14 protein-coding genes, 1 pseudogene and 1 other annotated feature are annotated in these 15,871 nt (G+C 44.5%); all 15 genes and pseudogenes read left to right on the forward strand.

The window, feature by feature from the left end; genetic code table 11:
- The coding region (locus T487_RS16300) for an EF-Tu C-terminal domain-related protein (RefSeq protein ID WP_479725067.1) at positions 1 to 94 on the forward strand (94 nt) is incomplete at its 5' end.
- 222 nt (positions 95 to 316) lie between these two features.
- On the forward strand, positions 317 to 466 hold the full coding sequence (gene rpmG, locus T487_RS0113050; protein WP_031577571.1) for a 50S ribosomal protein L33: 150 nt from the start codon (positions 317 to 319) through the stop codon (positions 464 to 466).
- 22 nt (positions 467 to 488) lie between these two features.
- A complete protein-coding gene (gene secE, locus T487_RS0113055) occupies positions 489 to 689 on the forward strand; it encodes a preprotein translocase subunit SecE (RefSeq protein ID WP_031577572.1) in 201 nt (66 codons plus the stop codon).
- Between the two features lie 45 nt (positions 690 to 734).
- Complete coding sequence (gene nusG, locus T487_RS0113060; protein ID WP_031577573.1) at positions 735 to 1,259, forward strand: transcription termination/antitermination protein NusG; 525 nt, start codon at positions 735 to 737, stop codon at positions 1,257 to 1,259.
- Positions 1,260 to 1,338: 79 nt separating this feature from the next.
- Positions 1,339 to 1,764: a 50S ribosomal protein L11 gene (rplK, locus tag T487_RS0113065; protein ID WP_031577575.1), complete on the forward strand. Its 426-nt coding sequence runs from the start codon at positions 1,339 to 1,341 to the stop codon at positions 1,762 to 1,764.
- 58 nt (positions 1,765 to 1,822) lie between these two features.
- Entirely contained in the window at positions 1,823 to 2,512 is a 690-nt protein-coding gene (gene rplA, locus T487_RS0113070; RefSeq protein ID WP_031577576.1) for a 50S ribosomal protein L1, read from the forward strand.
- Positions 2,513 to 2,555: 43 nt separating this feature from the next.
- Positions 2,556 to 2,681 (forward strand) — a sequence feature (ribosomal protein L10 leader region).
- A gap of 38 nt (positions 2,682 to 2,719) precedes the next feature.
- Complete coding sequence (gene rplJ / locus T487_RS0113075; RefSeq protein WP_031577577.1) at positions 2,720 to 3,217, forward strand: 50S ribosomal protein L10; 498 nt, start codon at positions 2,720 to 2,722, stop codon at positions 3,215 to 3,217.
- Positions 3,218 to 3,280: 63 nt separating this feature from the next.
- Entirely contained in the window at positions 3,281 to 3,652 is a 372-nt protein-coding gene (gene rplL / locus T487_RS0113080) for a 50S ribosomal protein L7/L12 (protein WP_031577578.1), read from the forward strand.
- A 147-nt stretch (positions 3,653 to 3,799) separates the two neighbouring features.
- Positions 3,800 to 4,171 carry a YccF domain-containing protein gene (locus tag T487_RS0113085; RefSeq protein ID WP_031577579.1) on the forward strand — a complete coding sequence of 124 codons (372 nt, stop codon included), beginning with the start codon at positions 3,800 to 3,802 and terminating at the stop codon, positions 4,169 to 4,171.
- Positions 4,172 to 4,196: 25 nt separating this feature from the next.
- Positions 4,197 to 4,829 (forward strand): GyrI-like domain-containing protein, encoded by a 633-nt coding sequence (locus T487_RS0113090; protein ID WP_031577580.1) that lies wholly within the window; start codon positions 4,197 to 4,199, stop codon positions 4,827 to 4,829.
- A 291-nt stretch (positions 4,830 to 5,120) separates the two neighbouring features.
- A pseudogene (gene rpoB / locus T487_RS0113095) lies at positions 5,121 to 8,613 on the forward strand (DNA-directed RNA polymerase subunit beta); the annotation flags it as partial.
- A gap of 209 nt (positions 8,614 to 8,822) precedes the next feature.
- Positions 8,823 to 12,371, forward strand: coding sequence for a DNA-directed RNA polymerase subunit beta' (gene rpoC, locus T487_RS0113100; RefSeq protein ID WP_031577582.1), 3,549 nt, complete (start codon positions 8,823 to 8,825; stop codon positions 12,369 to 12,371).
- A gap of 268 nt (positions 12,372 to 12,639) precedes the next feature.
- Complete coding sequence (gene rpsL, locus T487_RS0113105; protein WP_031577583.1) at positions 12,640 to 13,020, forward strand: 30S ribosomal protein S12; 381 nt, start codon at positions 12,640 to 12,642, stop codon at positions 13,018 to 13,020.
- A 136-nt stretch (positions 13,021 to 13,156) separates the two neighbouring features.
- Positions 13,157 to 13,627: a 30S ribosomal protein S7 gene (gene rpsG / locus T487_RS0113110; protein WP_031577584.1), complete on the forward strand. Its 471-nt coding sequence runs from the start codon at positions 13,157 to 13,159 to the stop codon at positions 13,625 to 13,627.
- A gap of 72 nt (positions 13,628 to 13,699) precedes the next feature.
- The gene (gene fusA / locus T487_RS0113115) at positions 13,700 to 15,766 is read left to right on the forward strand and encodes an elongation factor G (protein ID WP_031577585.1); all 2,067 of its coding nucleotides are present in this window, start codon (positions 13,700 to 13,702) and stop codon (positions 15,764 to 15,766) included.
- Positions 15,767 to 15,871 lie beyond the last annotated feature (105 nt).

Here is a 15,871-nt window from a genome sequence, read left to right on the forward strand (position 1 = left end):
CACCCCAATCGCTATGGACGAAGGACTGAGATTCGCTATCCGTGAGGGTGGAAGAACTGTAGGTTCAGGCGTTGTTACTACCATCAACGAATAATCTAAAGTATCATAAAAGGACTGGTTCACCAGTCCTTTTTTATCCTGAATTACTGTGGCGCCTGGAAGAGCTTGAGAGTAGAGTTTCCTGAAGACTTCCAAAAAAAAACGCCATTTTTATTTGACATGACATAGAGCATGTGATAAAGTAATTTAGTAATACCCTGGACAAAAGGGGTTATTTATGATGTAAATAAAACTATAAAGTACGGAGGTGCTCAAAGTGAGAGTAAGAATGACTTTAGCATGCACAGAGTGTAAGCAAAGAAACTACGATTCCATGAAAAACAAGAAGAACAATCCTGAAAGACTGGAAATGAGCAAGTATTGCAAATTCTGCAAAAAGCATACAACACACAAAGAAACAAAGTAACACAGACTAAGGATGTGATTTCATGGCTTCAAATAGCAAAGGACTTTTCCAATTTGTAAAAGAGACAAAAAATGAAATAAAAAAGATAACCTGGCCCTCCAAAGAGGAAGTTAAAAAAGCAATTGGTATCGTTGCTGTAATCTGTGCAATCTACATTGTGTTCATTGCCATTGCAGACTTTATCTTTAATGGTCTTTTAACTGAGATCTTATTTAATCTTTAAAAAAGGAGGAAAGGGGTAGCGTTATGTCTGCTCCTCTATTTTCGTATGGAAGAAAAAGCACGTTGGTACGTTGTTCATACATATTCAGGTTATGAAAACAAGGTAAAGGTTAACCTTGAAAAGGCGATTGAAAACCGAAATCTTGAACATCTTTTGCAAGGTGTTGAAGTTCCTATGGAAGAAGTCATCGAAAGAAAGGATGACAAGGAAAAGGTCGTCCTGAAAAAGAAATTTCCCGGATATGTTCTGGTTAAGATGGTCATGACGGAAGAGTCATGGTACATCGTGAGAAATACAAGAGGTGTTACAGGATTTGTTGGTGCAAAGTCCAATAATCCCGTTCCCTTAACTGATGAAGAGGTGCGCTCCATGGGTATTGCAGAAGCCCACGAAGTGATTGATCTTTCCATTGGTGAAAGTGTCAAGATCACCGCATCACCATTTAAGGGATTCCCTGCGACTATCGTAGATATCAATCATGATAAGCGCAAAGTCAAGGTTGAAGTTGAGATGTTCGGCCGTGCAACACCGGCAGAACTGGACTACAATCAAGTAGAAAAAATTTACTAGGTTTTTTGACCCTTTGGGTCTTAAATAAGTGGGAGGGTAAAATACCCGCAATCTACCACAGTATAGGAGGAATAAACTCATGGCAAAGAAAGTTACAGGAATGATCAAGTTACAGCTTCCTGCAGGAAAGGCAACTCCAGCTCCACCAGTTGGACCAGCTCTTGGACAGCACGGTGTGAACATTATGGGATTCTGTAAGGAGTTCAACGCAAGAACAGCAGATAAGGCTGGTTACATTATTCCAGTTGTAATCACTGTTTACCAGGACAGATCTTTCAGCTTTATCCTGAAGACACCACCAGCTGCTGTACTGATCAAGAAGGCAGCAGGAATTGAAAGTGGTTCAGGTGTACCTAACAGAACTAAGGTGGCTCAGCTTACCAAGGATCAGGTTAGAACCATCGCTGAAACAAAGATGCCAGATCTTAATGCAGCATCCGTCGAGGCAGCAATGTCTATGATCGAAGGAACTGCAAGAAGCATGGGCGTTACAATCGTTGAATAAGACAACCTAATCAAGTGGGAGGCAAAAAACCGTTAAAACCACGAAGGAGGCAATATTAATGGGTAAGAATTATGTAGAAAGTGCAAAGCTGATTGACAAGAGCGTATTATACACTCCTCAAGAAGCGCTTGAACTGGCAGTAAAGACTGCTAAGGCTAAGTTTGATGAAACCATCGAACTTCACGTGAAGCTTGGAGTTGACCCAAGACACGCAGACCAGCAGGTAAGAGGTGCAGTAGTACTTCCACACGGAACTGGTAAGACTGTGAAGGTTCTTGTTTTCGCTAAGGGAGCAAAGGCTGCTGAAGCTGAAGCTGCTGGAGCAGATTATGTTGGAGCAGAAGACTACCTTGATAAGATCCAAAAGGAAAACTGGTTCGATTTCGATGTAGTAGTAGCAACTCCAGACATGATGGGTGTTGTTGGTAGACTTGGTAGAGTGCTTGGACCTAAGGGTCTTATGCCAAATCCAAAGTCTGGTACTGTTACATTTGATGTAACTAAGGCCATCGAAGACATCAAGGCTGGTAAGGTTGAATATAGAGTTGACAAGACTTCTATCGTTCACGTGCCAATCGGAAAGAAGTCTTTCGGAGAAGAAAAGCTGAAGGACAACTTCAGAGCGATCATGGAAGCGCTTGTGAAGGCTAAGCCTGCAGCTGCAAAGGGACAGTATCTGAAGTCCGTATCTATTTCTGCAACCATGGGACCTGGCGTAAAGATCAACCCAACTAAGGTTACAGATTAATCTGTTGACTTTACAGAGAGTACATGGTATAATCTCGTAGTTGAATAACAAAATATGCATACTAAGACAGTGGGTGAGTTTCTCATAAGTCCCACCGAGGTGCGAGTACTTTATAGTTTTTAAAACTAAGGTCTCTCCTCGTCTTGGAGAGGCCTTTTTGTTAGGATTTAGTAAGCAGTGTAAAAGCTGTGAGGAGGTGGACACACAGTGAGCAACAGTAACATTTTAGAAGTAAAAGCGCAAAAAGTGCAGGAAATCAGAGAGAAGATGGAAAAAGCCAAGTCTCTGGTACTTGTAAACTATCAAGGAATCAATGTTGAACAGGATACAGAACTGAGAAGTACACTGAGAAAGAACAACGTTGAGTACAAAGTCTACAAGAATACAATGGTAACTAGAGCTGCTCAGGAACTGGGAATCGAAGGATTGGAACAGTACCTGGAAGGACCAGTATCCATAGCATTCGGGTATGATGATGAAACTACAGCAGCAAAGCTCATCGCTGATTTCGCAAAAGCGGCTAAGAAGCTTGAAATCAAGGGTGGATATGTTGATGGTAAGGTATATGACGCTGAACTGATGAACCAGCTGGCTAAGATTCCTGCGAAGGAAGTCTTGATCGGAAAGTTCCTTGGAAGCATCAAGAGCCCATTATCAAATCTTGTTTACATGCTGAATGCAGTAGCAGAAAGCAAGGAAGCATAAGATCTAGTCATGGCGAGAAGCCAAAACAAAAATATTTTCAAATATATATGGAGGTGTCTATAAATGGCAGTATCAAGAGAAGAAATTATTGCAGCAATTAAGGAAATGTCCGTTTTAGAATTAAATGAATTGGTTAAGGCATGTGAAGAGGAGTTTGGTGTATCCGCAGCAGCTCCAGTAGCAGCAGCAGGCGCAGCAGATGCTGGCGCAGCAGTTGAAGAGAAGACAGAATTCGACGTAATTCTGAAGTCTGCAGGTGCAGAAAAGATCAAGGTTATCAAGGCTGTTAGAGAAGCTACAGGTCTTGGACTGAAGGAAGCTAAGGAAATCGTTGACGGAGCTCCTAAGACTCTGAAGGAAGGCGTTTCCAAGGATGAAGCTGATGCACTTGCTGCTAAGCTTACAGAAGTTGGCGCTGAAGTAGAAGTTAAGTAATTAAAGTCTACCTATAAAAAATCCGGTTCTTTGTGACCGGATTTTTTTTTCTATCTGAAGATTTTCTTATAAAAAGTAGGCTGGTGTTACTGGTTTTAATCGGATATTCATCTTGTTTCTGTAGAATACAGACTAGAGGTGATTTAAATGAGTATTCTTGGCAATATCATCTGGTTTTTTCTGGGTGGTTTTATCCCGGCGGTTCTATGGTTCTTCTTTGGACTTCTGTGGTCGGTGACCATCATAGGACTTCCTGTGGGAATTCAGTGTTTCAAAATGGCAGGACTCCAGCTTTTTCCCTTTGGGAAGGAAGTGACCAACGATGGCATGGGCGCAGGATCGTTTCTTGTGAATCTCTTATGGATTTTCATCGGAGGCATTGAACTGGCGGTGGCCAATGTGGTGACTGGTGTTTTACTTTGTGTGACTGTCATTGGTATTCCTTTCGGGCTACAGAGCTTCAAGATGGCTAAGCTCAGTCTGATGCCCTTTGGTGCCAGGGTCGTGCATGTCAGGTAGACAACCTGCTTGGGGAGAGAATATTATGGTTTTTGATTTTAAGAAAGAGTATAAAGAGCTGTACCATCCCAAAAACAGACCGGAAATCATCAAGGTACCTCCCATGAAGTTTCTTTCTGTGGAAGGGACTGGGGATCCCAATGAGAATGGCGGAAACTACCACGAAGCGCTGGTTTCACTTTACGCCGTTGCTTATACCTTGAAGATGAGCTATAAGGGGGACTATAGAATCGAAGGATTCTTTGAGTATGTGGTTCCTCCTCTGGAAGGGTTCTGGTGGCAGGAGGGCGTCCAAGGGGTGGATCTTGAACACAAGGCTTCGTTCAGCTGGATCTCTGTACTACGGATTCCTGAGTTTATCTCCGAGAAAGACGTGGACTGGGCAGTGGTGACAGCAGGCGCTAAGAAAAAAACGGATTTCAGTCGGGTGAAGTATTGGGAATGGGCGGAAGGCCTCTGTGTTCAGATGATGCATCTGGGTCCCTTTGACATCGAAGGAGATTCTCTTGATCTCATGAGGGAGTTTTTGGAAAAGGAAGGCTATGAGGAAGATTTTTCTCCAGGCAGAATGCATCATGAGATTTATCTTTCTGACATCCGGAAGGTTTCTTCAAATAAATGGAAGACGGTGCTCCGTCATCCGATTAGAGCAAAGTAAAGAAAAAAACGGTTATTCACATCGGTGCAGCTCATGGTACGCGCGTGATGCCCTGTTCTTTTGTGAAAAGCAACATTTTTTATTGACCAGATGTGAATATTATGATAATATATATAATCGTACTCTTGTAAAAGAGTGAAAAATCGGTTAGAATAGTATACGGGATTTTTTGCGATTGCCGGCGGGCGTCAAGAAAAATCACAATGTATGTCACGTTCCAGAAGTGCAAGGTCCCTAGGGGAGCTATGCGCATTTTCTGGTTATTTTAGTTTATATAAGGGGTGAATGCTAATGGTACATCCTGTTCCAATTTCAACAGGAAAGCGGACGCGAATGAGTTTCGGAAGGGTTAAGGACGTCTATGAAATGCCTAATCTTATTGAGATTCAATTAGATTCCTACAATTGGTTTCTAAGTGAAGGTTTAGATGAGGTTTTCGACGACATTAACCCTATTTCCAATTATGGTGGAAATCTGGTTCTGAAGTTCATAGGATTCCATCTGGACCGAGAAAACATCAAGTATTCCATTGAGGAATGCAAAGAGAGAGATGCCACATACTCTGCGCCAATGAAAGTGAAGATCCGTCTGGAAAACATCGAAACCGGCGAGATCAAAGAGCAAGAGGTGTTCATGGGAGAATTCCCAGTGATGACCGAACAAGGAACTTTCATCATCAATGGTGCGGAAAGAGTTATCGTGTCTCAGCTCGTAAGGTCTCCAGGTGTATATTACAATGAAGCCATCGATAAGACAGGAAAGAAGCTTTATTCAGCGACGGTGATTCCGAATCGTGGTGCATGGCTGGAGTATGAGACGGATTCTAACGAAGTCATCAACGTAAGAATTGACAAGACCAGAAAACTGCCAATCACAGTGCTTGCAAGAGCAATGGGCTTCAATTCAGATCAGGAGATCCTGGATTATTTTGGTGAGGATGAGCGATTAAAGGCAACCCTTGAAAAAGATAGCACAAACACCCATGAAGAAGGTCTTCTTGAAGTATACAAGAGATTAAGACCTGGTGAACCACCAACAGTAGACAGTGCAACATCCCTTATTGATTCTCTGTTCTTTGATGCAAAGAGATACGACCTTTCTAAGGTTGGCCGCTACAAGTTCAACAAGAAGCTTTCCATTGCTGGAAGACTTGTGAACCAGACAGCAGCAAGAGATGTTGTCAATGAGGAAACAGGAGAAATTCTCGTTTCCAAGGGAGAAAAGATCACAAGAGAACTTGCCCATACCATCATGCAGTCCGGTATCAATGAAGTGGATATTATGGTGGAAGATGTGGAAGTCCGAGTAATCGGTAACCATTTTGTACATCTTCATGATTTCGTGTCCTTTGATCCAAAGGAAGTGCACATCAAGGAAATGGTGCATTATCCAACACTGAAGGCAATCCTGGATCAGGAACTTTCTGATGAGGATCTCAAGGAAGAGCTGAAGAAGAGCCATCATGCGCTGGTGCCAAAGCATGTGCTGAAAGATGATATATTTGCCAGCATAAGCTATGAAATTGGTCTTGGTCATGGTATAGGCCATGTGGATGACATCGATCATCTAGGAAACAGAAGACTGCGTTCTGTTGGAGAGCTTCTTCAGAACCAGTTCAGAATCGGTCTTTCCAGAATGGAAAGAGTGGTAAAGGAAAGAATGACCATTCAGGATCAGGAGAACATCACGCCACAGGCGCTAATCAACATCCGTCCTGTTACAGCGGCAGTGAAGGAATTCTTCGGATCCTCCCAGCTGTCACAGTTCATGGATCAGACCAACCCTCTGTCAGAGCTTACTCATAAGAGAAGACTTTCTGCCCTGGGACCTGGTGGTCTGTCCAGAGAAAGAGCGGGCTTTGAAGTTCGAGACGTACATCATTCCCATTATGGAAGAATGTGTCCGATTGAGACACCTGAAGGTCCGAACATCGGTCTGATCAACTCCCTGTCCACTTATGCAAGGGTCAATGAGTATGGATTCATTGAAACACCTTACAGACTGGTGGAAAAGGGAACAGGCAGAGTAACAACAGATGTGAAGTACTTCACAGCAGATGAGGAAGATGAGCTTCTTGTGGCACAGGCTAATGAGCTTCTGGATGAAAACTCCATGTTCATTGATGATCGTGTTACTGTAAGATTCAGAGAAGATGTGCTGGTTGTGCCAAGAACAGAAGTGGATCTGATGGACATTTCTCCAAGACAGATCGTATCTGTGGCTACTGCAATGATTCCGTTCCTTGAGAATGACGATGCTTCCAGAGCTCTTATGGGTTCTAACATGCAGCGTCAGGCAGTGCCGCTTCTAAAGCCAGCTGCTCCTTATGTAGGTACAGGAATTGAGTATAAAGCTGCATTGGACTCCGGAGTTCTGCCAAAGGCAAAGAATGCTGGAACTGTCCTTTATGTCAGCGGAAATGAAGTGAAGATCAAGAGAGACGACAACGGCTCTGTGGATCACTACAAGCTTCTGAAGTTCAAGAGAAGCAACCAGGGAACCTGTATCAATCAGAAGCCGCTAGTAAGAAAGGGTGAGCATGTGGAGAAGGGCGACCTTCTTGCAGATGGACCATCCACCGACCTGGGAGAAATCGCTCTCGGAAAGAACATCCGAATGGGCTTTATCACCTGGGAAGGATACAACTATGAAGATGCTATGCTGATTTCTGAAGAGCTTGTACGCGATGACGTCTTCACCTCCATCCATATTGAAGAATATGAGGCTGAGGCGAGAGACACAAAGCTCGGGCCTGAAGAAATTACAAGAGATATCCCTAACGTGGGTGAAGATTCCCTGAAGGATATTGATGAGCGCGGAATTATCCGCATCGGTGCAGAAGTCCGCTCCGGCGATATTCTGGTTGGTAAAGTAACGCCGAAGGGCGAGACTGACCTGACTTCTGAAGAAAGACTTCTTAGAGCCATCTTCGGTGAGAAAGCAAGAGAAGTGAGAGACACCTCATTAAGAGTGCCTCATGGAGAAGCGGGTATCATCGTGGATATCAAGATCTTTACAAGAGAAAATGAAGACGAGCTGCCACCAGGCGTGAACATGCTGGTCCGCTGCTACATCGCTCAGAGAAGAAAGATCTCTGTAGGTGACAAGATGGCGGGACGTCATGGTAACAAGGGTGTTATCTCCAGAGTGCTCCCAGAAGAAGATATGCCATTCCTTCCTGATGGACGACCTCTGCAGATCTGCCTTAATCCGCTGGGTGTTCCTTCCCGTATGAATATCGGTCAGGTTCTGGAAGTCCATCTTGGATGGGCGGCTGCAAAACTTGGCTGGCATGTGGCTACTCCGGTGTTTGACGGTGCTTCTGAGAAGGACATTGAAGATACACTGGAAAGAGCTGGATTCAACAGAAACGGTAAGACTGTGCTGTATGATGGAAGAACAGGCGAACCTTTTGACAATGAAGTTACCGTAGGATACATGTATATCCTGAAGCTTGCGCATCTTGTTGATGATAAGATCCACGCAAGAAGTACAGGTCCATACTCACTGGTTACCCAGCAGCCTCTTGGCGGTAAGGCCCAGTTTGGTGGACAGAGATTTGGTGAAATGGAAGTTTGGGCACTGGAAGCTTATGGTTCAGCACATACCCTCCAGGAAATCCTGACCGTGAAGTCCGATGACGTTGTGGGTCGTGTGAAGACATACGAATCCATCGTCAAGGGTGAGAACATTCCTGAACCAGGTGTTCCAGAATCCTTTAAGGTTCTCATTAAGGAACTTCAGGCACTATGCCTCAATGTGAAGGTTCTCAATGATGAGCGTGAAGAAATCGAGCTGAAGGAAGATTCCGATTATGAGGAAGCTACCCTGTCCATCAAGGAAATCAAGATTGATGCGCCTGAAGATGTCATCATTGATCTTCCAGAGGAAATCGATGAAAACACCCACATCATCACTGATGAGGATGATTTTGAAGAAGTAAGTTCAAACAGTTTCGCTGATGATTTAGAGTAATTGAAGGGAGGATTACCCTTGATAGAATTAAATAATTTTGATGCCTTGAAGATTGGCCTCGCGTCTCCTGCGGAGATCCGAAGCTGGTCCAGAGGTGAGGTAAAAAAGCCTGAAACCATTAACTACAGAACCCTGAAGCCTGAAAGAGACGGACTCTTCTGCGAGAGGATCTTCGGACCTATGAAGGATTGGGAATGTCACTGTGGTAAGTACAAGAGAGTACGTTATAAGGGTATCGTCTGTGACCGTTGCGGCGTTGAAGTCACAAAGTCTAAAGTAAGAAGAGAGAGAATGGGGCACATTGAGCTTGCTGCCCCAGTCTCCCATATCTGGTATTTCAAGGGCATTCCATCTAGAATGGGACTGATCCTTGACATGAGCCCAAGATCTCTGGAAAGAGTTCTTTACTTCGCTTCCTATGTGGTGTTGGATCCGAAGGAAACCACCCTCATGAAGAAGCAGATACTTTCCGAGAGAGAGTATAGAGAATATATCGAGCAGGAAGGCTATGAAGCCTTTGATGCGAAGATGGGAGCAGAAGCCATCAAAGCTCTTCTTGAAGAGATTGATCTGGAAGTGATGGGAGCAGAGCTCAAAGAAGAGCTGAAGACTGCAACCGGACAGAAGAAGATCAGAATCGTCAGAAGACTGGAAGTGGTGGAATCCTTCCGTCAGTCCGGAAACAGACCGGACTGGATGATCATTGATGTAATCCCAGTCATCCCACCGGATATCCGTCCGATGGTACAGCTGGATGGTGGACGTTTTGCCACCTCTGACCTCAATGACCTCTATAGAAGAGTCATCAACAGAAACAACCGTCTGAAGAAGCTTCTTGATTTAGGAGCACCAGACATTATTGTAAGAAACGAGAAGAGAATGCTGCAGGAAGCTGTGGATGCCCTCATTGATAATGGCAGACGCGGAAGACCTGTAACAGGACCTGGAAACAGACCTTTAAAATCCCTTTCTGATATGCTGAAAGGTAAGCAGGGACGTTTCAGACAGAACCTTCTTGGTAAGAGAGTAGACTACTCCGGACGATCCGTTATCGTTGTTGGTCCGGAACTGAAAATGTACCAGTGCGGTCTTCCTAAGGAAATGGCGCTGGAGCTGTTCAAGCCTTTTGTTATGAAGAAGCTTGTGAAAAACGGCACTGCGCACAACATCAAGAGCGCTAAGAGAATGGTGGAAAAGATTCAGCCACAGGTTTGGGATATTCTGGAAGAGGTTATTACAGACCATCCAGTTCTTCTGAACCGTGCGCCTACACTGCATAGACTGGGTATCCAGGCGTTCCAGCCAGTACTGATCGAAGGTAGAGCCATCAAGCTTCATCCTCTGGTTTGTACAGCGTACAATGCGGACTTTGATGGTGACCAGATGGCGGTGCACGTACCGCTTTCCATGGAAGCTCAGGCGGAATCCAGATTCCTTATGCTTGCTTCCGGAAACATTCTGAAGCCATCCGACGGAAAGCCGGTTGCGGTTCCTTCCCAGGATATGGTCCTTGGTGCATATTATCTCACCATGGAAAAAGAAGTACCGGAAAATGAAGTGAAGATCTTTGCTTCCAAAGAAGAAGCGCTCATGTCCTATCAGTTGAAAAACGTAACCCTGCAGGAAACTGTAAAGGTTCGTGTTTATAAGACCATAGGTGGAGAAAAGAAATCTGCGGTCATCAAGACCACTCTTGGAAAACTCATCTTTAATGAGTCCATTCCACAGGATCTGGGATTCATCGATAGAGAGGATCCAGAAAACGCAATGATGCTGGAAGTGGATTTCCTTGTTGGAAAGAAGCAGCTGGAGAAGATCATCAACCGATGTTACATCAAGTACGGTCCAACCAGAACCTCCGTGATGCTGGATGAAATCAAGTCTCTTGGCTTCCACTACTCCACCATCGGAGCGGTAACCGTTGCGATTTCAGATATGATCGTTCCGGACAAGAAGAAAGAACTTCTGGCGGATGCCGATGCTACTGTAAAGAAAATTGAAACCATGTTCAGAAGAGGACTCATCTCCGAAGATGAACGTTATGAAAGAGTTATTGACAAGTGGACCAAAACCACCGATGAAGTGGCAGATGCCCTCATGGACTCTCTGGACCGTTATAACCCAATCTTTATGATGGCGGACTCCGGTGCGAGAGGTAGTAAGTCCCAGATCAAGCAGCTTGCTGGTATGAGAGGTCTTATGGCCAACCCATCTGGTAAGATTGTAGAACTTCCCATCAGAGCTTCTTTCGTAGAAGGTCTGAACATCTCAGAATACTTCATCTCCACTCACGGAGCCCGTAAGGGTAATGCGGATACAGCGCTGAAGACTGCTGACTCCGGATACCTGACCAGAAGACTGGTTGACGTTTCTCAGGATGTAATTGTCCGTGAAGCGGATTGCGGAACGGAAGAGGGTATCTACATTGAAGCCATCAAAGAAGGGGCTGAAGTGGTTGAGACGCTCGGAGAAAGACTCACAGGGCGTTATGCTCTGGAAGACATCATCCATCCAGAGACTGGAGAAGTGATGGTGGAGAAGAATGAGTACATCGAACCGCTGATGGCGGAGAAAATCGATGAAGTTGGCGTGAAGAGAGTGTATATCCGCTCTGTATTCACCTGTAAGACCAAGGTTGGTGTCTGTGGCAAGTGCTACGGCATGAACATGGCAACAGGACAGCGAATCAATATCGGTGAAGCCGTTGGAATCATTGCAGCACAGAGTATCGGTGAACCTGGAACTCAGCTGACCATGAGAACCTTCCATACTGGTGGTGTAGCGGGATCCGATATTACCCAGGGTCTTCCTAGAGTTGAAGAGCTCTTTGAAGCCAGAAAGCCAAAGGGACTTGCAGTAGTTTCTGATATCAGAGGTACTGTCAGAATAGATGAGACCAAGAAGAAGAGAGTGGTTTATGTTCTTTCCGAAGATGGAGAAGAGTACAGCTACGATATCAGCTTCGGTTCACGTTTGAGAGTCCATGATGGAGATATGATCGAGGCTGGAGACAGCATCACTGAAGGATCCATCAATCCACACGATATCGCTAGAATCAAGGGAATCAGCGGCGTGAGAGAATATCTTCTTGCAGAAGTGCAGAAGGTGTACAGACTCCAGGGTGTTGATACCAATGACAAGCATATCGAAGTGGTTGTGCGCCAGATGACAAGAAAAGTCAGAGTCGCAGAAGCCCATGACACAACCCTGATGCCTGGTGTTCTTGTAGACATCTTCGATTTCAATGAAGAAAACGATAGAGTACGGGAACTGGGACTTCAGGAGGCAGAAGGGGAGCAAGTGCTTCTTGGTATCACCAAGGCATCCCTTGCAACAGACTCCTTCCTGTCTGCAGCGTCCTTCCAGGAAACAACAAGAGTACTGACAGATGCAGCCATCAAGGGTAAGATTGACCCACTGCTGGGTCTGAAGGAAAATGTCATCATCGGTAAGCTGATTCCAGCAGGTACAGGTATGAGAAGATACAACCACATCAAGCTCTCCACTGAAAAAGAAATCGTGGAAATGCCTGAGGTGGAAGATGTGGATTTATTCGACGAGGAATAATTCTGCTTTACATACCAGTAAGATGGTGATAAAATAATCTTTGTGTGATTTTAAGGTGCCGAACTGGGATGAACCCGGTTCGGAAGACCTTTGTCTAGAGTCTCAAGGCAAGTCTTTACAATAACTTAAAAAGTATTTAAAGAAAAATGTCCCGGAGTGCTGTAGAATAATCCATGAAAACTGTTGCTTTAGAGCAGATTTTGCTCTAATCTTATGTTGCTATATTTATTTTAATATAGATGATCCACAAAAAAACGGAGGTGAAATGATGCCAACTATTAACCAATTAGTAAGAAAAGGTAGAGAAACTGTTATTTACAAGACTGGTTCACCAGCTCTGAAGGAAGCTCCTCAGAAGAGAGGCGTTTGTACTGTTGTAAAGACAACTACACCTAAGAAGCCTAACTCCGCACTTAGAAAAGTAGCAAGAGTAAGACTTGTTAACGGATTTGAAGTTACCGCATACATCGGTGGTGTAGGTCACAATCTGCAGGAACATAGCGTTGTTCTGATCAGAGGTGGAAGAGTCAAGGACCTTCCTGGTGTACGTTACCATATTGTAAGAGGTGCTCTTGACAGCGCTGGCGTAAACGGCAGAATGCAGTCAAGATCCAAGTATGGTGCAAAGAGACCAAAGGTTAAGAAGTAATTACACTTTGTGCAGTGCTATGTTTAGGATATATATTGGAAAATAGTAGGTTTTCATTCATATAGAATATACAGAGCGCTTTGCGGTTTGAATTACCGAGTACCGATGAATTAATTTAGTTAAGGAGGGAAGAAAAGTGCCAAGAAAAGGATATATTGCAAAAAGAGAAGTTTTAGCAGATCCAATGTACAACTCCAAAGTTGTGACTAAGCTCATCAACAACGTAATGGAGGATGGCAAGAAGGGCGTAGCCCAGAAGATCGTTTATGAAGCATTTGCGATCATTCAGGAAAAGACAGGAAAAGATCCTGTTACTGTGTTTGAAGAGGCCATGAACAACGTAATGCCACTACTCGAAGTCAAGTCAAGAAGAATAGGTGGTTCCAACTACCAGGTTCCAATTGAAGTTAGACCTGAGAGAAGACAGACTCTGGGAATCAGATGGATGCTTCTTGCAGTTGACAAGAGATCCGAGAAGTATGCAAGAGAGAGATTAGCTGGAGAGCTGATGGACGCTGCAAACAACACCGGAGCTGCTGTCAAGAAGAGAGAAGACACACATAGAATGGCAGAAGCCAATAAGGCGTTTGCTCACTACAGATATTAATTTTGAGCATAGAACTGTTTTAGCACCGCTAAAGCAGTTTTATGCAATATAATCACGAGAGGAGGAGTCCATGTGGCAAGAGAGTTCCCTTTAGAAAAGTTTCGTAATATAGGGATTATGGCACATATCGACGCAGGTAAAACAACCACCACTGAGCGTATTCTTTTCTATACTGGAAAGACCCATAAAATCGGTGAAACCCACGAAGGGGAATCACAGATGGACTGGATGGCTCAGGAAAAAGAAAGAGGAATTACGATCACTTCCGCTGCTACCACAGCAAACTGGAAGGGACACGTTATTAATATCATCGATACCCCTGGACACGTAGACTTTACCGTAGAAGTAGAGCGTTCCCTGAGAGTGCTTGACGGTGCGGTAACAGTTCTTGATGCGAAGAGCGGTGTTGAGCCTCAGACTGAAACAGTTTGGAGACAGGCTGACAAGTATGGAGTTCCAAGAGTTGTGTACATCAACAAGATGGATGCGACAGGAGCAGATTTCTTCAAGTCTGTGGAAACCATCAAGGAAAGACTGCGCTGCAATGCAGTTCCAATTCAGATTCCAATCGGAGCTGAATCAGAATTCAAGGGTGTAGTGGACCTGGTAACCATGGAAGGAATCGTTCATCTTGATGACCTTGGAAAGGAAATCGAAGTTGGACCAATTCCAGAAAGTGTACAGAAGAAAGCTCAGGAATTCAGAACTCTTCTGGTAGAAGCAGTGGCAGACCTTGATGAGGAACTGACCATGAAGTACCTGGAAGGGGAAGAAATCACTGTAGAAGAAATGAAGGTTGCCCTCAGAAAGGGTACCATCAACAACCAGATCGTTCCAGTTATCTGCGGTTCTTCTTATAAGAACAAGGGTGTACAGGAAATGATCGATGCAGCAGTTGATTATCTGCCATCCCCAGTAGATATCCCAGCGGTTGCTGGTACATCTCTGGAAGGAGAAGAAGATTCAAGAGAGGCATCCGACGATGCACCAATGTCTGCACTGGCATTCAAAATTGCAACCGACCCATTCATCGGTAGACTGGCATTCACCAGAATCTACTCCGGTGTAATGACATCCGGTTCTTATGTTATGAACTCCACAAAGCAGAAGAAGGAAAGAATTGGACGTCTTGTAAAGATGCACGCCAACCACAGACAGGAAATCGAAGAGCTTAGAGCTGGAGATATCGGTGCTGTTGTTGGTCTGAAGGATACCACTACAGGAGATACACTATGTGCGGACAATGCGCCAATCATTCTGGAATCCATGGTATTCCCAGAACCTGTTATCCGTGTAGCCATCGAGCCTAAGACCAAGGCTGGTCAGGAAAAGATGGGTATCGCTTTGGCAAAACTTGCTGAAGAAGATCCAACTTTCAAGACTTACACCGATCAGGAAACAGGACAGGTCATCATCGCTGGTATGGGTGAGCTTCACCTGGAAATCATCGTTGACAGACTTCAGAGAGAATTTAAAGTAGAGTGTAACGTAGGTGCTCCTCAGGTTGCTTACAAGGAAACCATTACTCAGGCTGTTAAGGCTGAAGGTAAGTTTGTAAGACAGTCCGGTGGACGTGGACAGTATGGACATGCAGTCATCGAACTGATTCCTCATGAAGGAGAATATACCTTCGAAAATGGTATCGTAGGTGGTGTGGTTCCAAGAGAATACGTACCAGCTGTTGACCAGGGTATCCGTGAGGCATCCCAGGCAGGTATCATTGGTGGTTACCCAACCATCAACTTCAGAGCTAGAATCGTAGACGGATCCTACCATGATGTAGACTCCAACGAAATGGCATTTAAGATTGCCGGATCTATGGCGTTCAAGAACGCAATGGCAAAGGCAGCACCTCAGATTCTTGAACCAATGATGAAGGTTGAAGTTACCGTCCCAGAAGAATATATGGGAGATGTAATTGGTGACATCAACTCCAGAAGAGGTAGAATCGAAGGTATGACAGACAGAGCAGGTGCTAAGGTTGTTGCATCCTTCGTTCCACTGTCTGAAATGTTTGGTTACGCAACCACACTGAGATCAAAAACTCAGGGTAGAGGTGTGTACGCTATGGAATTTGATCACTATGAGCCAGTTCCAAAGAGCATCCAGGAAGAAATTGCTGGAAAGAAGAGAGCATAATCTTAAGATATTAAGGAGGAAAGAAACATGGCAAAAGCAAAATTTGAGAGAAGCAAGCCACACGTAAATATCGGAACCATCGGTCACGTAGACCATGGTAAGACC

This window comes from Proteiniclasticum ruminis DSM 24773 (assembly GCF_000701905.1).
In the GTDB taxonomy this organism is placed as follows: Bacteria; Bacillota; Clostridia; order Clostridiales; family Clostridiaceae; genus Proteiniclasticum; species Proteiniclasticum ruminis.